The sequence below is a fragment of the Arthrobacter sp. JSM 101049 genome, from assembly GCF_041679245.1.
In the GTDB taxonomy this organism is placed as follows: Bacteria; Actinomycetota; Actinomycetes; order Actinomycetales; family Micrococcaceae; genus Arthrobacter_H.
In genome coordinates this window covers 791,748-812,169 of the sequence record NZ_JBGFFC010000001.1, presented here as the reverse complement: position 1 = coordinate 812,169, position 20,422 = coordinate 791,748, and the positions used below count along the sequence as shown (strand labels likewise).

Genomic DNA, 20,422 nt, shown 5'->3' with positions numbered 1-20,422 from the left:
GGGGTGGGTCGACGGAGTGTATCGAATGGAGATGGTTGGAAGGTGGGTCCGCCGGGTTAGAGCCCGTAGACGTCGAGGTCCGGCAACTCGGCGCGGACGAGCGTACGGGCCTCATCCGCTGAGCCGGCGCCCAGGGCCAGCCGGGCGATCCGCTGTGAATCGGAGCGGTCCACCGTCCTGAGGATGGCTGCCACCGCAGGCAGTGCCCGTCGGTTCATCGACAGCGTGGACACGCCGAGTCCAACGAGGACTACGGCCAGGGCCGGATCGGCAGCGGCCTCGCCGCAGACGCCCACGGGCTTCGGCCCACCGGCCGCAGCGGTCCCGCCCTCGCACGTCGTCTGGATGAGGTGGAGCACGGCAGGCTGCCACGGGTCGTTGAATTCGGCCAACGGACCGAGTTGGCGGTCGGCGGCCATCGTGTACTGGGTCAGGTCGTTGGTGCCGATGGACGCGAAGGCCACCTCGGAGACGACGTGCCGGGCCATGACGGCAGCGGAGGGAACCTCCACCATCACGCCTGGGGTCCGCAGTCCGGCGGCGGCACAGCGGGCGGCGAAGGCCGCCGCCTCCGTCGGGGTGGAGATCATCGGGGCCATGGTCCACACCTCGGCCTCGGTGCCCTGCGCCGCCTCGGCGATGGCCGCCAGCTGGCGTTCCAGCACGCCGGGTACGGCGGCATCGGTGCGGTAGCCGCGCACCCCGAGGGCCGGATTGGGTTCCGTGGAGTCGGTGAGGAACGGCAAGGGCTTGTCGGCCCCGGCATCGAGCGTGCGCACGACCACCTTGGAGTCGCCGAAGGCCTCGAAGACCGCGCGGTAGGCCCGGACCTGTTCCTCGGCGCTGGGCTCGGTGTCCCGCCCCAGGAAGCAGAATTCGGTGCGCAGCAGGCCCACGCCTTCTGCTCCGGCGGCTGCTGCCTCCACGGCGTCGGCTCCGCTGCCCACGTTGGCCAGCAGCGGGACGCGGTGGCCATCGCGGAGCTGGCCTTGGCCGGTGAAGGCGGGCAGCGGGACGCGGGCGGCGTAGGCCGCGGCCAGGGCGGTTTCCTCGGCGCCGGGGTCGCGGACCACGGTGCCGTCGATGCCGTCGACGAAGACGACGTCGCCATCGGCCAGGTCCACGGTGCCGGGAGCCGCCACGATGGCGGGCAGTCCCAGGGACCGGGCAACGATGGCGGTATGGGACTGCGGGCCGCCCTCACTGGTCACCAGGGCCAGGACCCGGGCTGGGTCCAGGGTCGCCGTGTCGGCCGGAGCCAGATCGAGGGCGCAGAGCACGAACGGCTCCTCGGCAGCCGGGATGCCCGGAGCGGGAACGCCGCGCAATTCGGCCACGATCCGGGCGCGGACGTCCAGGACGTCGGTGGCGCGTTCGGCCATGTAGCCGCCCAGTGCGGTGAGCTGCGTGGCGACCGCGTCGGCGGCCTCCCAGACCGCCGATTCGGCACACGTGCCGGAGTCCACGAGCCTCACCGCCGCCTTCAGTAGGGTCTTGTCGGAGGCCATCAGGGCCGTGGCCTTCAGGACGTCTGCGGCATCGCCGGTGGCCGTTGCGGCCCGTTCCCTGAGGCCTGCGGCGACGGTCCGTGCCGCGTCGGCCAGTCGTGCGGATTCCCGCTCGGCGGTGGTGCCTTCGGGAAGGGGTGCGCCGTCGGCGGGGGCGGTGATCGGGTTCGGCATCCGGCGGACCGGGCCGATGACCCGGCCGGCGCTGACCCCGACCCCGGCAAACGACGGGCTCATGCCGCCACCTTCTCGGTGTCGGCCGCCGATCCGGCGGCGGGGGACCGGCGGGCGTAGCGCTTCAGTGCCAGAACCGCGAGGGCGGAGAGGACCATGCCCACGGCGATGGAGACCAGGAACATCGCCAGGTTGCCGATGGCGAACCAGACGAACAGCCCGCCGTGCGGGGCCTGGCTGGTGACGTGGAAGCCCATCACCATGGCACCGGTGACGCCGGCGCCGAGCATGCCCGCGGGGATGACGCGCAGCGGGTCGGCGGCGGCGAACGGGATGGCGCCCTCGGAGATGAACGCGGCACCAAGCAGCCAGGCGGCCTTGCCGTTCTCGTGTTCGGCGGCGGTGAAGCGCCTCTTGTCCAGAGTGGTGGCCAGCGCCAGGGCCAGCGGGGGGACCATGCCGGCGGCCATGACCGCGGCCATGATCTCCCACGGGGCCTGGTTCGTGACCGATCCGGTGCCCAGGCCGGCGACGGCGAAGGCGTAGGCGACCTTGTTGACCGGTCCGCCGAGGTCGATGGCCATCATCAGGCCCAGGATGAGCCCGACCAGGGCCGCGGCCGTGCCGGACATGCCGGAGAGCCAGTTGCTCAGCGCCGTGCTCAGGGCGGCGATCGGGCCGCCGAGGAAGAGGAACATGGCGCCGGAGGCGAGGATGGAGCCGATCAGCGGGATGATCACCACCGGCATCAGCCCGCGCAGCAGCTTGGGCACCCGCCAGTTGCCGATCCAGCGGGCGACGACGCCGGCGAGCAGGCCGCCGACGATGCCGCCGAGGAACCCGGCCCCCATGAACCCGGCGACCGCGCCGGCGGTGAAGCCCGGGGCCAGGCCCGGCCGGTCGGCCAGCGCGTAGGCGATGTAGCCGGCGAGGACCGGGACCAGGAATCCCATCGAGAGGCTGCCGATCTTGAACGCGACGGCGCCGAGGTAGGCGAGCAGGCCGCCGTCGGGCAGGTTGAACAGGGTGTTCTGCACGCTGACCTGGTCGGCGACCTCGGTGATGTCGTATCCACCGAGCAGGAAGCCTAGGGCGATGAGCAGCCCGCCCCCGGCGACAAAGGGGATCATGTAGCTCACGCCGGTGAGCAGAGAGCGCTTCAGGGCCGCCCCGAGGCGTTCGCTGCCCTCGCCGGTGGCGGTGTCCCCGGAGCCGCCGGTGCCGGCCGGGACGCGGCGGGCGTTCGGGTTCTCCGCCGCGGCCAGGGCGTCGGCGACGAGTCGGGCGGGTTCGTCCACGCCGCGCTTGACGGGCGCCTGGATCACGGGCAGGCCCGCGAAGCGGTCCTTGTCGCGGACGTCCACGTCGACCGCGAAGATCACTGCATCGGCGGCGGCGATGACGGACGGGTCCAGCGGCGTGGCACCGGCCGACCCCTGGGTCTCGACCTGGAGGTCGACGCCGACCTCGGCAGCCGCCGCGACCAACGAGTCGGCGGCCATGTAGGTGTGGGCGATGCCGGTCGGGCAGGCGGTCACGGCGACCAGGGAACGACGGCGGGGCGCCGGCTCTCCACCCTCGGTTGCCGCGGGTGCGGCCGCGGGCTGGGCGGGCGCGGGGGAGATGGCGGCGTCGACGAGGTCGACGACCTCGGCCGCGGTGCCGGCCGAGCGCAGTGCCGCGGTGAAGTCCTTCTTGACCAGCGACCGGGCCAGCTTCGAGAGCAGCTTGAGGTGCTGCTGGTCGGCGCCTTCGGGGGCGGCGATGAAGAAGACCAGGTCGGCCGGTCCGTCCTTGGCGCCGAAGTCGACGGCCGGGGCCAGGCGGGCCATCACGAGGGTGGCCTGGGTGACCGCTGAGGAGCGGCAGTGCGGGATGCCGATGCCGCCGGGGACGCCGGTCGCCGTCTTCGCCTCGCGGGCGATGCCGTCGGCCGCCAGATCCGCGGCGTTGCGGGCACGTCCGGCGCTGGCGACGACCTCGGCCAGGGCCCGGATGACCTCGGCGCTGGTGCCGCCGAGGTCGCGGTCCAGCAGGACCAGTTCGTCGGTGATGAGTTCGGACATGGCTACTCCTTGGGGGTCTGGGTCGAGGCGGCCAGCGGTGGGACGGCCGGGGCCAGGGAGGTGATGGTGACGTGGTCCGGGGTCGTCTGGTCCGGGGTGGGGATCAGCGAGCCGGGGAGGGAGGCCGCCGCGGCGCCGTAGGCGACGGCGGAGCGCAGGCAGTCGGGAGGTGTGGCGCCGCGGTCGTGCGCCAGCAGGTAGCCGGCCAGTGCCGAGTCGCCGGCCCCGACGGTGCTGCGGGCACGCACGGGTTCGTGGGTGGCCAGCCAGGCCCCGGCGGCAGTGACGAGGACGGCGCCGCGGGAACCGAGGGTGGCCAGGACGGCGGCGGTGCCCTGGTCGACGAGCCGGCGGGCCGCGGCGGCGGCCAGTTCGGGGGAGGCCTCGAGCTCGCCCTCGGAGGAGGTGCCGGTCAACTCCGCCAGTTCGGCGGCGTTGGGCTTGATGAGATCCGGCAGCCGGCCCGGCTGGGCATACAGGGCGGCCAGGGGCGCGTCCGAGGTGTCGACGGCGATCTGCGGGCAGCGCTCGCCGAGGTCGGCGTGCAGGGCGGAGATGGTGTCGGCGTAGAAGCCGGTGGGCAGCCCCGGGGGCAGCGAGCCGGCCAGCACGAGCCAGGACGAGCCGGCGGCGGCCTCGGACAGCGCCGAGGCGATCGATTGCTGCGCCGCCGCGTCGAGGGTGGGGCCTGGCTCGTTGACCTTGGTGGTGGTCCCGTCCGGCTCGGTCAGGGTGACGTTGCTGCGCAGCGGTTGCCCGATCGGCAGCGCCCGGTGGGGCAGCCCGTCGATGCCCAGGCCGACGACGACCGGGTCCGTGGCGTCCCCGGGGAGCACGGCCAGGGCGGGCACCCCGGCGGCGACCAGGGCGCGGGCGACGTTGACGCCCTTGCCCGCGGACTGCGCCCCGGCGGCCAGGGCCCGCTGTACGGCCCCGCGGGAGAGGGGCGCGCCGAGTTCGATGGTGCGGTCGAGGCTGGGGTTGGCGGTGAAGGTGGTGATCATGCGAGGACGACCTCCACGTCGGCGTCCTCGAGGGCGGCGGCGAGCCCGGTGTCCGGTGTGGTGTCGGTGACCAGGGTGTCGACCTGGTCCAGGCCGGCAAAGCGGAGGAGGGTTTCCTGGCCGAGCTTGCTGGAATCGGCCAGGACGACGACGCGGCGTGCGCAGGCCACGATCGCGGACTTCACCGCCGCCTCCAGCGGGTCGGGGGTGCTCAACCCGAAACTGGCGTGGATGCCGTTGGCGCCGACGAAGGCGATGTCGGGACGCAGGGCGCGGAACTGGTCGATGGTGGAGGTGCCGATGGCGGCGCTGGTCAGCGCGCGGACCCGGCCGCCGATGACCTCGAGCTGGAACGACCCCGCCCGGGCGATGCGGTAGGCGACGGGGACGGAGTGCGTGAGGACCAGCAGGTCGTTGCTGCGCTGGGCGGGAAGCGTGGAGGCCATCGCCTGGGCGAGCAGTTCCGTCGTCGTGCCGGCATCGAGCACCACCGAGCTGGCGCCGGTGGGCAGCAATTCCACGGCACGGGCGGCGATGCGGGACTTCTGCCCGTGGTTCAGCGAGGTGCGCACGCTCAGGCTCTCCTCGGCCGTGCTGGCGCCTCCGCCGGCAACCGCCCCGCCGTGGACGCGGCGCAGCCGGCCCTCCTGCTCGAGTTGGGCCAGGTCGCGGCGGACGGTCTCGCGGGTGATGTCCAGTTGCGCTGCCAGGTCGGCGACCGTGACGCGGCCGGTGCTGGACACCAGCTCGACCATCAGCCGCTGTCGTTCCTCGGCGAACATGTGCCGTCCCTTCGGTGGTCCTCATCACAATGATCTGCGTTTCGTTGACTTTAGATTGCGCTACCTCAAGAAGTCAACAGAAAAAAAGAAAAACAAAAGAAAACGGGCTTGGGGGCGAACGGCTTGCCCCGCTGGGGCTGCTGCGGTTGGCTAGGGGGATGGCCTCATTGATCGAAGACTATGCACTCTTGTCCGACCTGCACACCGGGGCGCTGGTGTCGGAATCGGGCAGTGTCGACTGGTTGGGATTCCCCCGCTTTGACTCCGATGCCTCCTTCGCGGCCCTGCTCGGCGGGGCCGAACACGGACGGTGGCTGCTGGCGCCGGCGGGCGCTGTGGACGATTGCGAGCCAGAACACCCAGCTCGGCGCGCCGAGCGGCGCCAGGCTTCCCGCCAGGCCGGCCCCGACGAGCCGCATGCGCAGGGCGATGCGCAGGACCCGGCGGCGGAAGAGCGCCCGGTCGTCGTGCAGCGGACCTACGTGGACTCGACGTTCGTGCTGCGCACCCTGTGGAAGGCCGACGAGGGCGAGGTCCTGGTGACCGACCTGATGCCTGTGGGGGACGAGCGGGCCTCGATCGTGCGCCGGGTCGAGGGACTGGCCGGCAGCGTGAGGATGCACCAGGAAATCAGCTTCCGCTTCGGCGACGGCTCGGTGGTCCCGTGGGTCCGCCGGCACCAGGACCCGGAGACCGGGGTGACTTCCATCGTGGCGGTGGCGGGCCCGGACGCCATGGTGCTGCATGCCGATCGGCTGCCCCACGGCCAAGACCAGCGGCACGTCGGGGACTTCATTGTCGCCGCCGGCGAGACCATCGACTTCGAGCTGTGTTGGTTCGCCTCGCACAAGGACGCCCCGCCGCGCATCGACGTCGGGGCGAACATTCAGGCCACGATGTCCTACTGGCAGCATTGGGCCAAGGACATCCCGGCGCAGGAGTCCTACCACGACATCGTCAAGCGTTCCCTGCTGGTGCTGCGGGCCCTGACGCACGAGGAAACCGGCGGCATCGTTGCCGCACCCACGACGTCGCTGCCGGAGGACTTCGGGGGCGAGCGGAACTGGGATTACCGGTTCTGCTGGCTGCGCGACGCGGCGTTGACGCTCGAGGCGATGATGACCCACGGGTATGAGAAGGAGGCGATGAACTGGCGCAACTGGCTGCTGCGTGCCGTTGCCGGCGATCCGGAGGACCTGCAGATCATGTACGGCGTCGCGGGCGAGCGGCGGCTGCCCGAACGCATCCTGGACCACCTGCCCGGCTACGAGGGCTCCCTTCCGGTCCGCGCCGGCAACGGCGCGGTGGACCAGTACCAGGGCGATGTCGTCGGCGAGGTGCTCGTGGCCCTGGAGAAGCTGCGCAACATGGGCGGGGTCGAGGACCACTTTTCCTGGCCGCTGCAGAAGACCCTGCTCGGCTACGTCGAGAAGCACATCGACCACAAGGACCACGGCATCTGGGAGATGCGCGGGCCCCTGAAGTTCTTCACCCACTCGCGCGTGATGATGTGGGCCGCGTTCGACCGCGGCGTCCGGGCCGTGCGCGAGCACGGGCTCGAGGGCGATGCCGAGGCGTGGGAGAAGCTGCGCGACCGCCTCCACGCCGAGATCATGGAGCACGGCTTCGATGCCGGGGCCAACACCTTCCGCCAGACCTACGGCGATACCGAGGTGGATGCCTCGCTGCTGGTGCTGCCGCAGGTCGGATTCATCGCCTACGACGACCCCAAGATGCTCGGGACGGTGGCTCGCCTCGAGCGCGACCTGATGGACGACGCCGGCCTGCTGCTGCGGTACCGGACCACCGCGGGCAAGGACGGGCTCTCCGGCACCGAGCATCCGTTCCTGGCCTGCTCGTTCTGGCTGGTCGAACAGTATGCCCGCTCCGGGCGCATCGACGACGCCCGGCGGCTGATGGACCAGCTGGTGGGCTACGCCAACGACCTGGGCCTCCTGTCCGAGGAGTACGACACCATCGACGACCGCATGGCCGGCAATTTCCCGCAGGCGTTCTCGCACCTGACGCTCATCAGGGCGGCGGACGCGATCAACGGGCACGCCCAGCACGCCGTCTGACCGGCCGCGGCCGTCAACCGGCCGCAGCGAGGGGAGTCGAGAGCCTGGCGTCCAGCGGATGGGCGATCTCGTCGCGGCCCATGCGCCCGGCCAGCCAGGCGATGACACCGATGACCGGGGACACGACGCCGGCGACGACGAAGACGACCCACAGGGGGACGGCCTCGCCGACGGGGCCGGCCAACGCCATCGACACCGGCATCAGGGCCAGGGAGACGAAGAAGTCCAGGCTGGAGATCCGGCCGAGCATGCGGCGCGGAACCCGGCGCTGGAGCAGCGTGCCCCAGATGACCTGGCCGATGCCGCCGGTCGCCCCGACGACGAAGAGCACCGCGGCCAACTGCCACAGGCCGGTCACCGCGCCGACGGCAGCCAACGGCAGCGTCCCGAGTGCCCAGACCGCCACCATCCAGGTCAGGTAGCGCCGGGGCAGGGGCCGGGATGCGGTCAGCAGCGAACCGGACGCGGCGCCGATGCCGAAGGCGGCCAGCACCAGTCCGAAGGCCTGGGCATCCCCGCCGAGCTGCCCGCCGACGATGAACGGCAGCAGCACCTCGATCGGCCCGATGAAGCTCAGGACCGACAGGACCGCGAACAGCAGCGTCCACAACAGCCACGGTGTCCTGACGGTGTAGGCGACGCCCTCGCGGAGGTCGGCGAGCGCGCTGGGGCGCACCTCGCCCGGTTCAAGGTGCGCATCGTAGGCGGAGGCGTGGCTGATGGCGCGCAGCACGGACACCGCGAGCAGATGGCACACCGCCATGCCGGCGATGGCATAGGCGGGGGCGAACGCGGCGACGATCATGCCCGCCGCGGCCGGGCCTGCGGCCTGCTGCAGGACCGGACGCACCGTCCCCTCCACGCCGTTCGCCGCCAGCAGGTCCTCGGGTGGCAGGATGCGCGGCAGCAGGGCCGAATAGGCGGGAAAGAAGAAGGCGGCACCCGTCCCGACCAGGAAGCCGGCGATGACCAGGTGCCACAGCTCGAGGATGCCGCCGAGCGCCAGGGCCGCCACCGTGGCCATGATCGCCAGGCTGGTGGCCTCGACGGCGATGACGATGCGCCGGCAGGAGACGCGGTCGGCAGTGATCCCCCCGATCAGCACGAAGGCCAGCAGGCCGATGCTCGTGGCGGTCGCCACGAAGGACAACTGCACCGGACCGCCACCCAGCCGCTTGACCTGGTAGACCATCGCCACCGCCCACATGCCGTGCGAGAAGACGCTAACCACCATGGCGGCGATCAGGATGCGGTAGTCGCGGTGCGCGAAGGGCCGGAGGGCGCGCGGGGCCATGGTCTGTTCCTCGGGGGAGCGCGGGCAGTGCGTGGCACCGGCCCGGGATGTGAAGGGCGCCGTGCGGACGTCCCGTGAACCAGTGTGCAACCACTGGTTGGGTTGGGTCAATCACTGAAGGCTCGCCGTCGTAGTTACCCGCAGGTAACATGGGGGCATGCACATGATCTTCCGTCTTTGGCTCATGCTCCTGAAGGCCCGTCGCCGCCCGCAGCTCGACCTGTTCGGGGTGGGTTCGCTGCCGATGCGGGCGCTGCTGACGGATATCGACATCGCCGGGCACATCAACAACGGCATGTATTTCTCGATCTTCGACCTGGGGCGCTTCGACCTCATGGTCCGCGCCGGCAGCTGGGACGCCATGCGGCGCAAGCGCTGGACGCCGGTCGTCCAGGCCGAGACCATCACCTTCCGCAAGTCGGTCGTCTTCAACCAGCGCTTCAGCGTCGAGACCCGCATTGCAGGGATGGACGAGCGCAGCATCTACTTCGAGCAGCGGATCGTTGCCGACGGCGAGGTCTATGCCAGCGCGCTGATCTGCACGCGCCTGCTCGGGCGCCAGGGGCCGGTGTCCAACGAGGAGATCCTCGCGGAGCTCGGCGTCGAGGTCCCGGCAGGACTCGATCTCCCGGAGTGGGCGACGCGGTGGCGGGAGTCGACCGCGTTGCCCGGTGCGCGCAAGCCGGCCCCGCACTCCTGGGCCGCCGGGCTCCGGCGGTAGCGGCCGGGCTGCGGCCTCAGGCCTCGAGGGCGAACTCCGTGAGCTGGCTGCGGATCCCGTCGAAGTGTCGGTGCATCAGCTCGGCGGCGAGCGCCTTGTCCTTGATGCGGACGGACTCGACGATGTCGCGGTGGATCTTCGCCGTTTCCGCCAGGCCAGCGATGGGGTTGCCGTCGTCGCCGGTGTCGATGGCCTCGTGGATCGTGCGGTAGACCTGCCAGAAGACGCCCAGCAGATTCGTCAGCAGCTCGTTCTCCAGGCAGGAGAAGAGCAGGCGGTGGAACTCCTGGTCGACCTCCACGAAGGACTGCCCGCCGGCGGCCCGTTCCTCCATGGTCACCGCGAGGGCCTCCAGTTCCCGGAGCTGTTCCTCGTCGAGCACGTCGATGGCCGAGCCGATCAGCCCGGCTTCCAGTGCCTGCCTGACCTCCACGAGTTCGTGGGCCTCGTGGCCCTTGTGCCGCAGGGACATCCGCCCCCGGAAGGTGAGGCTGTCGGCGAGGGCCACCAGGTTGTTGGAGGCGACGAACATGCCGAACCCGTGCCTGATTTCCACGACCCCCAGGGCCTGCAGCACCTTGATCGCCTCGCGCAGCGTATTGCGCCCGACGCCGAGCTCCTCGGTGAGGATGTTCTCGGTTGGTAGTGAATCCCCAGCGCGGAGCCCGCGGTCGATGATGAGGTCCATGATGTCGGAGGTCAGGGCGCGTAGGCGTTCCTGGGCCCCGAGCCGGACGTGGCGCGCTGGAGCGGTCATGGCCATTTCCTTTCGCGTGTCCCCGGACCGGTGCATGCCTGGCCGGGGTGTCGATGTCCTGTCAAAACCTTCGGGCGGGCACTTGACCCCGCTCTGTGATTCGGCTTACAGTCTACATCATTACGTCGGACATCCTACGTCCGACTTCTCATTCGTACAGAAGAGGTAATCATGTCCCTCAGCGACTTGGCCGCCAAAGAAGGCAGCCGACGCAACTTCCTCAAGGTCTCCGGCCTCATGGGTGCCGCCGCCGCGTTCTCCGCGAGCATCGCCGCCTGCGGTGGCCCCAGCTCCTCGGGAGCCGGCGCCGCTTCCGGCGGCGCGGGCGCCGACACGATCGAAGCCGGGATCTCCTACGCCTTGTCCACCGGGTTCGACCCGATGACCTCCTCGGGTGCCACGCCGTTCGCGGCCAACATGCACATCTTCGAGGGACTCGTGGACCTGCATCCGGCGACCCGTAAGCCGTATCTGGCCCTGGCCGCCGCCGAGCCGAACCAGGTCGACGACACGACCTGGGAGGTCAAGCTCCGTTCCGGCGCGAAGTTCCACAACGGCGATGACGTCACCGTCGACGACGTCGTCTACTCGTTCGAGCGCGTGCTGGACCCGAAGAACGCCTCGTTGTTCGCCCAGTTCGTTCCCTTCATCAAGTCGGTCAAGGCCAAGGGCAAGGACACCGTCGTCTTCAACCTGAAGTACGCGTTCCCGCTGTTCCCGACCCGCATCTCGGTGGTTAAGGTGGTCCCGAAGAAGCTCGCCAAGAAGGACCAAGCGGCCTTCGACGCGAAGCCCGTCGGCTCGGGCCCGTACCAGCTGGTCTCGGCGACCAAGGACGACAAGATCGTCTTCAAGAAGTTCGAGGACTACAACGGCCAGTACCCGGCCGGTGCGACGAACATGACCTGGTACCTGCTCTCCGACGCCGCCGCACGCGTCACCGCCGCCGAATCCGGGCGCGTCTCGGCCATCGAGGACGTCCCCTACCTGGACGTCGACCGGCTCAAGGCGAAGATCAACGTCGAATCGGTGCAGTCCTTCGGGCTGCTGTTCCTGATGTTCAACTGCGCCCAGGCGCCCTTCGACCAGAAGGAGGTCCGCCAGGCACTGCACTACGGGCTGGACACCGACACCATCATCAAGACCGCGCTGCTGGGCAACGCCAAGGCGGCCACCTCCTACGTCCAGGACACCCACCCGCAGTACATCGAGGCCTCCACGGTCTACACCTACGACCCGGCCAAGGCCGAGTCGCTGCTCAAGGACGCCGGCGTGACCTCGCTGGAATTCGAGCTGCTGACCACCGACACCTCCTGGGTGAAGGATGTCGCGCCGCTGATCCTGGAATCCTGGAACAAGATCCCGGGCGTGAAGGCCACCATGAAGAACCTGCAGTCCGGCGCCCTGTACGGGGAGAACGTCGACACGGGGAAGTTCTCCGTGGTCGTCGCACCGGGCGACCCCTCGGTGTTCGGCAACGACATGGACCTGCTGCTGAGCTGGTTCTACCGTGGCGACGTCTGGCCCAAGAACCGCTTCCGCTGGGACAAGACCGCCGCCAACCAGAAGGTCCAGGCCAAGCTCGACGAGGCCGCCAAGTCCGCCGACGAGGCCAAGGCCAAGGCGGCCTGGGGCGAGGTCATCAACACCGTGGCCGAGGAGGCCCCGCTGTACCCGATCTTCCACCGCCAGCTGCCCACCGCCTGGGACGAGAACAAGCTCGAGGGCTTCCAGCCCCTGCCCACCACCGGCGTCTCCTTCGTGGGAGTCAAGCCCAAGGCGTAGCAGCCAACGAGCGGTGCGTGCCGCCGTCGTCGTCCCCCTGACGACGCCGGCACGCACCACCTTTTTCGAGTACATCCATCCCCGACACATGGGAGTCCAACCGTGGGAACCCTCCTGCGACTGCTGATGCGCCGACTGGCGGCCCTGCCGCTGATGATCCTGGGCGTCACGTTCCTGGTCTTCGTGATCCTCAAGCTCGCCCCCGGCGACGAGGCCACGATGGCCCTGGGCGAAGGCGCCAGCCTCGACGCCAAGGAGGCCTACCGCGCCGAACGCGGCCTGAACCTCCCGCTGCCCGTGCAGTACGTGGCCTTCCTGGGCCGCCTGCTGACCCTGGACTTCGGCGTGACCACCCCGCCCTCGCGCCCGGTCGCCGGGATGATCGCCCAGGCCTTCCCGCTCACGCTGCAGCTGACGGCGTTCGGCGTGGTCATCGCCGTCGTGATCTCCCTGGCCTTCGGCGTGCTCGGGGCCCTCTACCGCGACAAGCTGCCCGACCAGCTGATCCGCGTCTTCTCCATCGCCGCGGTCGCCACGCCGTCGTTCTGGCTGGGCATCCTGCTCATCCAGTGGCTGGCCCTGGGCGCGAACCCGCTCTTCCCCTCCGGCGGCATGCCCGGGCCCGGCGAGGGGTTCGGCGCCTGGCTGCGCCACATGACCCTGCCGGCGCTGGCGCTGGCCATCCCGGTCTCCGCCTCGCTGATCCGCGTGGTGCGCACCTCCATGGTCGAGGAGCTGGACAAGGACTACGTCCGCACCGCGATCGGCAACGGCGTGCCCCGCAACGAGGTCATCTCCCGCAACGTGCTGCGCAACGCCCTGGTCACCCCGGTGACCGTGCTGGGCCTGCGCATCGGCTACCTGCTCGGCGGCGCCGTCGTCATCGAGATGATCTTCTCGCTGCCCGGCATGGGCCAGCTGATCCTCAACGGCATCACCGCCCACGACACCAACCTGGTCCAGGGCGTCGTCCTGGCGATCGCCGTGACGTTCGTGCTCGTGAACATCGTCGTCGACCTCGTCTACCTGCTCATCAACCCCCGCATTAGGACGGTGTAGCCGATGGCTCCCCTGGCACCCCGCAACGCACTGGTGGAACGCCTGAGTACCGGCGCCACCCGCCTGACCTCGCTGACGCTCGGCTCGAAGGTCGCCCTGGTCTTCCTGGTGCTGATCGCCCTGGCGGCGGTCCTGGCACCGGTCCTGGCCCCGCACAGCCCGCTGGCCTCCGGCATCCCCGCCCAGCGCCCCAGCGCCGAGAACCTCTTCGGCACCGACCGGCTGGGCCGCGACATCTTCTCCCGCCTGCTCTTCGGCGCCCAGACCTCCCTGGTCATCGGCCTGGGCTCGGTGGCCCTGGCCCTGCTGCTGGGCGGGCTGCTCGGCTCGCTGGCCGCGACCAGCAGCAAGTGGGCCAACGAGGTCATCATGCGCATCATGGACATGCTGATGGCCTTCCCCGGCATCGCCCTGGCCGCGGCGCTGCTGGCCTCGCTGGGCAACACGATCCCGGTGATCATCGTGGCCATCGCGGTCATCTACACCCCGCAGATCGCCCGCGTGGTCCGGGCCAACGTGCTCTCCCAATGGGACGAGGACTATTCGCGGGCCGAACGCGTGATCGGCGCCGGACGCTTCTACATCCTCATCAAGCACATCATGCGCAACTGCGCCGCCCCGGTCCTGGTCTTCGCGACGGTCATGGTCGCCGACGCGATCATCCTCGAGGCCTCGCTGTCCTTCCTCGGCGCCGGCGTGCAGGACCCCGCCCCCTCCTGGGGCAACGTCATCTCCTACGGCCGCACCCTGGTCCTCAACGGCGCCTGGTGGGCCACCACCTTCGCCGGCCTGGTCATCCTGCTGACCGTGCTGGCGCTGAACATCCTGGCCGAGGGCATGACCGACGCCCTGGTCAACCCCAAGCTGCGCGGCGCCACCACCCCGGCCGCGGACACCGCCACGGCCGAGGCCGCCGCCGCTGCGGACTCCACCGTGCAGCACACCACCGGCGGGCTGGCCGAACCGGCCACCGGCGCCGCCGACGGGGCCGGGACACCCATCCCGGCCGCAGACGCCCTGGCCGGGGACCAGGGCGGGGCCGAACGCCGCCGCCTGGCCGCCGAACTCGACCGGCTCGCCGAGGTCGAGGCCCGGCGCACCGACCGGCTCCAGCTGGCGAACGGGGGAGCCGGCGCCGCGCCGGTCCTGGAGGTCCGCGACCTCTCGATTCGGTTCCCGGACCGCTATGGCGAGACCCGGATCGTGGACAACGTCTCCTTCACCGTCCGCGAGGGCGAGACGATGGGCCTGGTCGGCGAATCCGGCTGCGGCAAGTCGATCACCTCGCTGGCCGTCATGGGACTGCTGCCCGATACCGCATGCATCACCGGCTCCATCCGCTTCGGGGACCGCGAACTGCTGCCCCCCGACGGCCGGGGCGGCACCCGCGCCGGCGACGCCGGGGTCTACAAGGGCCTGCGCGGCGAGCAGATCGCCATGGTCTACCAGGACGCGCTGTCCTCGCTGAACCCCTCGATGCTCATCAAGGACCAGCTCGCGCAGCTCACCCGCCGCGGCGGACGCAAGAGCCCGGCCGAACTGCTCGAACTGGTCAAGCTCGACCCGGCGCGCACGCTGAAGTCCTACCCGCACGAACTCTCCGGCGGCCAGCGCCAGCGGGTGCTCATCGCCATGGCCCTGTCCCGCAAGCCCAAGCTGGTGGTCTGCGACGAGCCGACCACCGCACTGGATGTGACCGTGCAGAAACAGGTCGTGGACCTGCTCAACGAATTGCGCGAGCAGCTCGGGTTCGCCATGGTGTTCGTCAGCCACGACCTGGCGCTGGTGGCCTCGCTGGCCCACCGGGTCACCGTCATGTACGCCGGGCAGGTCGTCGAGGCCGGCCCCGTCCGTTCGATCCTGTCGCGTCCGACCCACGAATACACCCGGGGGCTGCTCGGCTCCGTGCTCTCCATCGAATCCGGTGCCGAACGCCTGCACCAGATTCCGGGGACCGTGCCTAGCCCGGGAGACTTCGCCGACGGGGACCGCTTCGCGGACCGCTCGACCCAGCCCGGAGCCGATCCGTCCCGGCGGCTCGTCCTCACCCCGGTCGACGGCCACGCCGACCACGTCTGGGCCAGCCCGCAGCCGGAGGCCCCCACCCTGGCGCCGGCCGGAACCACCACGAAGGGAGCGCAGGCATGAGCCAGCCCGCATCGACCAGCAGCCCCACCCCGGTCATAGAACTGAAGGACCTGCACGTCCACCACCGGGCCCGGTCGGGCAAGGCCTTCAAGCCCCTGGTCGTCAAGGCCGTCAACGGCGTCCACTTCAGCGTGGGCCGCGGTGAGACCGTCGGCATCGTCGGCGAGTCCGGCTGCGGCAAGTCCACGCTCGCCTCGGTGCTGGTCGGGCTGCAGTTACCCACCTCGGGCGAGGTGCTCTTCCGCGGCAAGCCGGCGGTCAAGCGCAATGCCGCACTGCGCCGGGAATTCGGGCGCAGCGTCTCGGTCGTCTTCCAGGACCCCGCCACGGCGTTGAACGCCCGCATGCAGGTGCGCGACATCCTGATGGACCCGCTCGTGGTGCACGGCATCGGATCGGCGGCCAGCCGGAGCAAGCGGGCCGCCGAACTGCTGGGCCTGGTCGGCCTGCCGGCCTCCGCCGGCGCGGCCTTCCCCAACCAGATCTCCGGCGGACAACGCCAGCGCGTGGCCATCGCCCGCGCGCTGGCCCTGGACCCGGACATCATCGTGGCCGACGAACCGACCTCCGCCCTGGACGTCTCAGTCCGGGCGCAGGTGCTGAACCTGCTCTCCGACCTGAAGACGGAGCTGAACTTGGGCATGGTGTTCATCTCGCACGACATCCAGACCGTGCGCTACGTCTCCGACCGGATCTGCGTGATGAACGCCGGGGAAATCGTGGAGCAGGGCCCGGCGGCCCAGGTCTTCGATTCGCCCACGAACGACTACACCCGCAAGCTCCTCGGCGCCGCGCCCTCGCTGCTCCACGCCGGCTAGGCGCCGGAGAGCCCAGACCCCGGGCCCGCCCGAGGGCCGCCTCAGCATGACCTCTCACCGCACCACCCACCAGAACAGGAACCACCACCCGTGACCGCAGCAACCACCGCCACCCCCCGCACCTACTCCGGGGTCATCCCGCCGGTCATCACCCCCCGTTCCGCCGACGGCTCCGTCGACACGGCGTCGCTCGAACGGGTGGTGGACCACCTGATCGACGGCGGGGTCACCGGCCTGTTCGTGCTCGGTTCCTCCGGGGAGGTCCCGTACCTGACCAACGCCGAACGCGAACTGGTCATGACGACCATCGCCGGACGCAACGGCGGCCGCGTGCCGCTGCTGGCCGGAGCGAACGAGCAGACCACCGCCCGGGTCATCGAGGAGGGCCGGCGCATGGTCGACCTCGGCGCCGACGCCCTGGTCGTCACCACCCCGTATTACGCGCTCTCCAACGCCGCCGAGATCGAGGACCACTTCCGGGCCGTCAAGGCCGCGGTCGGGGTGGACATCTTCGCCTACGACGTGCCGATCCGCACCAACGCCAAGCTGCCCCTGGACGTGGCCCTCCGCCTGGCCGAGGACGGGGTGATCGCCGGCGTCAAGGACTCCTCGGGCGACGACGTCTCCTTCCGCCGGCTGCTGCTGGCCACCGCCCACCTGCCGGGCTTTGCCGTCTTCACCGGGCACGAGGTCGTCGTCGACGGCGCCCTGCTCGGCGGCGCCCACGGCGTGGTCCCGGGCCTGGGCAACGTCGACCCGGCCGGCTACCGCCGCATGGTCGACGCCGCCGCGGCCGGCGACTGGGCCGCCGTGCGCAGCGAACAGGACCGGCTGGCGAAGCTGTTCACCATCGTCTTCACCCCGGACGCCGCCCGGGTCTCCGGCGGCGCCGCGGGGCTGGGCGCCTTCAAGACCGCCCTGGTCCTGCTCGGCGTCATCGAGGACAATGCGATGAGCACGCCCATGGCCTCCCTGGACGACGCCGAGACCGCGGCCATCGCGGACATCCTGCGCTCCACCGGGCTGCTCTAGGACCGAAGGACCAGCACATGATGACCCCCTCCGACCTCCTGGCATCCCTGCGCGGACGGCTCATCGTCTCCGCGCAGGCCTACCCGGGCGAGCCGATGCGCCACCCGCAGACCATGGCGCAGGTGGCCGCCTCCGCGGTCACCGGCGGCGCCGCGGCCGTCCGGGTCCAGGGCCTGGCCGACATCCAGTTCACGCGCTCGGCCGTCGAGGTCCCGGTGATCGGGCTCTGGAAGGACGGGCACGACGGCGTCTTCATCACCCCCACCGCGCACCATGCCCTGGCCGTGGCGCAGGCCGGCGCGCACGTCGTCGCGCTGGACGGAACCCGGCGCCCGCGCCCGGACGGGCTGACGCTGGAGCAGACCATCGCCCGGGTCCACGACCAGAGCCCGGCGCTGGTCATGGCCGACTGCGGGTCGCTGGACGATGCCCTGGCCGCCGCCGCGGCCGGCGCGGACCTCGTGGGCACCACGTTGGCCGGCTACACGGGGGAGCGGGCCACGACCGACGGCCCCGACCTGGAGCTGGTCGCGGCGATCGCCGGGGCAGCGCTCGGACGGCCCCTGGTGGCCGAGGGGCGCATCCACACCCCCGCCCAGGCCCGCGCGGCCCTGGAATCCGGGGTCCACGCCGTGGTGGCGGGCACCGCCATCACGCACCCGGCCAGCATCACCGGCTGGTTCGACGCGGCCCTGCACGCCGCCTCCGGGGACCCGCGGTGAGCGGCCGCGGGGGGAGCGCCGGCGTGGCCGATGGCGGCTCGGGCACGCTGCGCCTCCTCGTGGGGCAGGACGCGGACGACGCCGGGAAGCTGGCTGCCGGGGTCGTGCTCGGGGCCGTGCGGTCGAACCCCGCGCTGGTCCTCGGCCTGGCCACCGGTTCCTCCCCGCTGCCCCTGTACGCGGCCCTGGCCGCCTCCGGGGCCGACTTCTCCGGGATCTCGGGCTTCGCCCTCGACGAGTACCTGGACCTGCCCGACGGCCACCCCCAGTCCTACGCCGAGGTCATCCGCACCGAGGTCACCGAACCGCTGGGCCTGGACCCGGCCCGGGTCCACGTCCCGGACCCCCACGGCCGGGACCACGCCGCCCATGCCGCCGCATATGATGCCGCCATCGCCGCCGCGGGCGGGGTCGACGTGCAGATCCTCGGGGTCGGTTCCAACGGGCACATCGGCTTCAACGAACCGGGATCGGCCTTCGGCTCGCGGACCCGCGTGGTCCCGCTTGCCGAACGCACGCGCCGGGACAACGCCCGCTTCTTCGCCTCCCCCGAGGAGGTCCCCACGCAGTGCCTCACGCAGGGGATCGCGACCATCCTGGAGGCGCGGCACCTGCTGCTCGTGGCCCACGGCGGGCACAAGGCGGAGGCCGTGCACCGTGCCCTGCGGGGGCCGGTGACCGAGGACTTCCCGGCGTCCGTCATCCAACGCCACCCGCAGGTGACCGTGGTGCTGGACGGGGCCGCCGCCTCGCTGCTGGCGTAGGGGCCGGCTACCGGCGCAGGTGTCGCCGGGCCCTGACCAGCAGGATCACGGGGACCGCCAGGAGCAGCAGCGGAACCAGCAGCAGCAGGCCCCGCGGCCACGCGGCGAGCGCACCGGCCGAGGCCACGGCGGTGGACCTCCGCAGCTTGTCCGTGCCACTGGCCAGTTCCGTGGACCCGGAGAACAGCTCCTGCGTCCCGTCCGCCAGCTTGCCGTTGCCCGTGGCCAGTTCCCCCGCACCTGCGTCCACCTTCCCGGTGCCGACCTGCAGCGACTCCGACCCGGTGTCGAGTTTGCCCAGCCCCGCATCCAGCTGGCTGGTCCCGGCAGCCAGTTCCCCGGCACCGTCGTCCAGCCGGTTCGCCCCGGCAGCGAGCTTGCCGTTGCCCTCGGCCAGTTTCCCGGCCCCATCGCGGACCTTCACCGCGCCGGCGGCGGCCTCCTCGGCGCCGTCGACCAGATCCGGGGTCTTGCGGGCCAGCTCGCCGGTTCCCTTCTGGAGCTTCACGGCACCGGCGGCGATGGCTGCGTTACCCTCATCGAGTTCCCCGGCACCGGCCTCCAGCCGGGCGGCACCGGCGTCGAGCTCGGCCAGGCCGGAGTGCAGCCGGGCGGTCCCGGCCTGGAGCCGGTCGGTGCCGTCGGCCAGCTCGGCGTTTCCGGCGGCGATCTGCCGGGCGCCCTGGTTGAGCTTGACGAGCTCGTCCCGGATGACGCTCAGAGGAACCAGCCCCTTGAGGGGGTCGTCCGCGGCGGCCAGGAGCTTCTCCGTCCCGGCGGCCAGGGTGGCCGAGCCGTCGGCCAGCTGGTGGGCACCGGGTGCGGCCTCGGCCGTGCCGTCCATGAGTTCCTTGCTGCCGGCCAGGACCTTCCCGGTACCGGAGGCGAGGGCCTCGGTTCCGGCATGGAGCTTGCTCGCACCGGTGGAGGCCGCGCCGGCCCCGTCGACCAGCTTCTGGGCCCCGGCGTCGAGCTTGCGGGCCGCGCGGTCCGCCCGGCCGGCACCGGCGGCGACCTTCTGCGTGCCGGCGGCCAGGCGCTTGCTTCCGTCGGCCAGCGTGGACGAGCCCTTCGCAGCGGCAGCGGCGCCGGTGGCCAGCTCGTCGGTACCGGCCTGCAGCCGGCCGGCTCCCTCGTCCAGCTCCGCTGCCCCGCGCGTGGCGCTGTCCATGCCGCGGGAGAGCTTGCCGGCGCCCTCGTCGAGCTCGCCCGTCCCGGCATGCAGCGCGTCGGCCCCGGTGGCGGCCCGGCTCGCACCGTCCTTGAGCTGGACGATGCCGGACCGGGCCTGGCCCATGCCGTTGTCCAGCCGGGAGGCGCCCTGGGCGACCCGTCCCGAGTAGATGACGTAGAAGGCTAGCAGCCCGATCAGGAACAGGGCGAGCAGGGCGGTGATGATGGCGTGCATGAGCGAGTGCTGCTGTGCCGCGCGGTGTGCATTCATGCGTTTCCTCCGGGAGGTCGTGGCGGGCCGGATGGCAGCATGCAGGCACCCAAGGGCGCGTCGATGCACGAGCCGGCCCCCCAGCCCGGGTGGTTCGTCCGCGGGGTCCTTCCGGGTGCGGAAGGACCCCGCGGCAGCCCGGTGGTGGGAAGCCCGGGCGGGGTCATATGGTGGTGACCTGCCTTACATTGAACCTACTGCTCGGTAACTTTGCAATAGCTGTCGAGGGGTTTCTTCTCCACACGCGACGTCGTGGCCCCGATGTC

General features: G+C 71.3%; 16 protein-coding genes. 9 read left to right on the top strand and 7 right to left on the bottom strand.

Translation table 11 applies throughout. The features are described from left to right. Nucleotides 1-56 precede the first annotated feature (56 nt). The 4 genes from AB8M85_RS03795 to AB8M85_RS03780 are packed head-to-tail and all read right to left on the bottom strand — an operon-like array spanning nucleotide 57 to nucleotide 5,534. Nucleotides 57-1,745: a phosphoenolpyruvate--protein phosphotransferase gene (locus AB8M85_RS03795; protein ID WP_372697425.1), complete on the bottom strand. Its 1,689-nt coding sequence runs from the start codon at nucleotides 1,743-1,745 to the stop codon at nucleotides 57-59. Then, nucleotides 1,742-3,748: a fructose-specific PTS transporter subunit EIIC gene (locus AB8M85_RS03790; RefSeq protein WP_372697424.1), complete on the bottom strand. Its 2,007-nt coding sequence runs from the start codon at nucleotides 3,746-3,748 to the stop codon at nucleotides 1,742-1,744. The genes AB8M85_RS03795 and AB8M85_RS03790 overlap by 4 nt, the downstream gene beginning before the upstream one ends. Before the next feature lie 2 nt (nucleotides 3,749-3,750). Beyond that, a complete protein-coding gene (locus tag AB8M85_RS03785) occupies nucleotides 3,751-4,752 on the bottom strand; it encodes a 1-phosphofructokinase family hexose kinase (protein WP_372697423.1) in 1,002 nt (333 codons plus the stop codon). Next, a complete protein-coding gene (locus AB8M85_RS03780; protein WP_372697422.1) occupies nucleotides 4,749-5,534 on the bottom strand; it encodes a DeoR/GlpR family DNA-binding transcription regulator in 786 nt (261 codons plus the stop codon). Before AB8M85_RS03780 ends, AB8M85_RS03785 begins: the two co-directional genes overlap by 4 nt. A gap of 158 nt (nucleotides 5,535-5,692) precedes the next feature. Between AB8M85_RS03780 and AB8M85_RS03775 the strand changes: the two genes are divergently transcribed. After that, entirely contained in the window at nucleotides 5,693-7,612 is a 1,920-nt protein-coding gene (locus AB8M85_RS03775) for a glycoside hydrolase family 15 protein (RefSeq protein ID WP_372697421.1), read from the top strand. 13 nt (nucleotides 7,613-7,625) lie between these two features. Here AB8M85_RS03775 and AB8M85_RS03770 read toward each other — a convergent pair whose 3' ends face one another. Beyond that, nucleotides 7,626-8,906 carry an MFS transporter gene (locus AB8M85_RS03770; protein ID WP_372697420.1) on the bottom strand — a complete coding sequence of 427 codons (1,281 nt, stop codon included), beginning with the start codon at nucleotides 8,904-8,906 and terminating at the stop codon, nucleotides 7,626-7,628. Between the two features lie 157 nt (nucleotides 8,907-9,063). Here AB8M85_RS03770 and AB8M85_RS03765 point away from each other — a divergent pair, with 157 nt between their 5' ends. Beyond that, complete coding sequence (locus AB8M85_RS03765; RefSeq protein WP_372697419.1) at nucleotides 9,064-9,627, top strand: acyl-CoA thioesterase; 564 nt, start codon at nucleotides 9,064-9,066, stop codon at nucleotides 9,625-9,627. Nucleotides 9,628-9,643: 16 nt separating this feature from the next. Here AB8M85_RS03765 and AB8M85_RS03760 read toward each other — a convergent pair whose 3' ends face one another. Further along, nucleotides 9,644-10,390 carry a FadR/GntR family transcriptional regulator gene (locus AB8M85_RS03760; protein ID WP_372697418.1) on the bottom strand — a complete coding sequence of 249 codons (747 nt, stop codon included), beginning with the start codon at nucleotides 10,388-10,390 and terminating at the stop codon, nucleotides 9,644-9,646. Nucleotides 10,391-10,555: 165 nt separating this feature from the next. Here AB8M85_RS03760 and AB8M85_RS03755 point away from each other — a divergent pair, with 165 nt between their 5' ends. The 7 genes from AB8M85_RS03755 (at nucleotide 10,556) to AB8M85_RS03725 (ending at nucleotide 18,712) form a co-directional block, all read left to right on the top strand. Further along, nucleotides 10,556-12,169 carry an ABC transporter substrate-binding protein gene (locus AB8M85_RS03755; RefSeq protein WP_372697417.1) on the top strand — a complete coding sequence of 538 codons (1,614 nt, stop codon included), beginning with the start codon at nucleotides 10,556-10,558 and terminating at the stop codon, nucleotides 12,167-12,169. Between the two features lie 102 nt (nucleotides 12,170-12,271). Continuing rightward, entirely contained in the window at nucleotides 12,272-13,228 is a 957-nt protein-coding gene (locus AB8M85_RS03750; protein WP_372697416.1) for an ABC transporter permease, read from the top strand. A 3-nt stretch (nucleotides 13,229-13,231) separates the two neighbouring features. After that, nucleotides 13,232-15,376, top strand: a complete 2,145-nt coding sequence (locus AB8M85_RS03745; RefSeq protein ID WP_372697415.1) for a dipeptide/oligopeptide/nickel ABC transporter permease/ATP-binding protein — start codon at nucleotides 13,232-13,234, stop codon at nucleotides 15,374-15,376. After that, nucleotides 15,373-16,194 carry an ABC transporter ATP-binding protein gene (locus AB8M85_RS03740; protein ID WP_372697414.1) on the top strand — a complete coding sequence of 274 codons (822 nt, stop codon included), beginning with the start codon at nucleotides 15,373-15,375 and terminating at the stop codon, nucleotides 16,192-16,194. The genes AB8M85_RS03745 and AB8M85_RS03740 overlap by 4 nt, the downstream gene beginning before the upstream one ends. A gap of 90 nt (nucleotides 16,195-16,284) precedes the next feature. Continuing rightward, the gene (locus AB8M85_RS03735; RefSeq protein WP_372697413.1) at nucleotides 16,285-17,226 is read left to right on the top strand and encodes a dihydrodipicolinate synthase family protein; all 942 of its coding nucleotides are present in this window, start codon (nucleotides 16,285-16,287) and stop codon (nucleotides 17,224-17,226) included. 17 nt (nucleotides 17,227-17,243) lie between these two features. Then, the gene (locus AB8M85_RS03730; protein ID WP_372697412.1) at nucleotides 17,244-17,948 is read left to right on the top strand and encodes an N-acetylmannosamine-6-phosphate 2-epimerase; all 705 of its coding nucleotides are present in this window, start codon (nucleotides 17,244-17,246) and stop codon (nucleotides 17,946-17,948) included. A gap of 47 nt (nucleotides 17,949-17,995) precedes the next feature. Next, complete coding sequence (locus AB8M85_RS03725) at nucleotides 17,996-18,712, top strand: glucosamine-6-phosphate deaminase (RefSeq protein WP_372697712.1); 717 nt, start codon at nucleotides 17,996-17,998, stop codon at nucleotides 18,710-18,712. A gap of 7 nt (nucleotides 18,713-18,719) precedes the next feature. Here the strand turns inward: AB8M85_RS03725 and AB8M85_RS03720 are convergent, their stop codons facing one another. Beyond that, nucleotides 18,720-20,156, bottom strand: coding sequence for a hypothetical protein (locus AB8M85_RS03720; RefSeq protein WP_372697411.1), 1,437 nt, complete (start codon nucleotides 20,154-20,156; stop codon nucleotides 18,720-18,722). Between the last annotated feature and the right edge of the window lie 266 nt (nucleotides 20,157-20,422).

What these genes read in the sequence shown, in the direction of transcription:
- AB8M85_RS03795 (WP_372697425.1), bottom strand. Translation starts at nt 1,745, where the DNA reads ATGAGCCCGTCGTTTGCCGGGGTCGGGGTCAGCGCCGGCCGGGTCATC.
- AB8M85_RS03790 (WP_372697424.1), bottom strand. Translation starts at nt 3,748, where the DNA reads ATGTCCGAACTCATCACCGACGAACTGGTCCTGCTGGACCGCGACCTC.
- AB8M85_RS03785 (WP_372697423.1), bottom strand. Translation starts at nt 4,752, where the DNA reads ATGATCACCACCTTCACCGCCAACCCCAGCCTCGACCGCACCATCGAA.
- AB8M85_RS03780 (WP_372697422.1), bottom strand. Translation starts at nt 5,534, where the DNA reads ATGTTCGCCGAGGAACGACAGCGGCTGATGGTCGAGCTGGTGTCCAGC.
- AB8M85_RS03775 (WP_372697421.1), top strand. Translation starts at nt 5,693, where the DNA reads ATGGCCTCATTGATCGAAGACTATGCACTCTTGTCCGACCTGCACACC.
- AB8M85_RS03770 (WP_372697420.1), bottom strand. Translation starts at nt 8,906, where the DNA reads ATGGCCCCGCGCGCCCTCCGGCCCTTCGCGCACCGCGACTACCGCATC.
- AB8M85_RS03765 (WP_372697419.1), top strand. Translation starts at nt 9,064, where the DNA reads ATGCACATGATCTTCCGTCTTTGGCTCATGCTCCTGAAGGCCCGTCGC.
- AB8M85_RS03760 (WP_372697418.1), bottom strand. Translation starts at nt 10,390, where the DNA reads ATGGCCATGACCGCTCCAGCGCGCCACGTCCGGCTCGGGGCCCAGGAA.
- AB8M85_RS03755 (WP_372697417.1), top strand. Translation starts at nt 10,556, where the DNA reads ATGTCCCTCAGCGACTTGGCCGCCAAAGAAGGCAGCCGACGCAACTTC.
- AB8M85_RS03745 (WP_372697415.1), top strand. Translation starts at nt 13,232, where the DNA reads ATGGCTCCCCTGGCACCCCGCAACGCACTGGTGGAACGCCTGAGTACC.
- AB8M85_RS03740 (WP_372697414.1), top strand. Translation starts at nt 15,373, where the DNA reads ATGAGCCAGCCCGCATCGACCAGCAGCCCCACCCCGGTCATAGAACTG.
- AB8M85_RS03730 (WP_372697412.1), top strand. Translation starts at nt 17,244, where the DNA reads ATGATGACCCCCTCCGACCTCCTGGCATCCCTGCGCGGACGGCTCATC.
- AB8M85_RS03720 (WP_372697411.1), bottom strand. Translation starts at nt 20,156, where the DNA reads ATGAATGCACACCGCGCGGCACAGCAGCACTCGCTCATGCACGCCATC.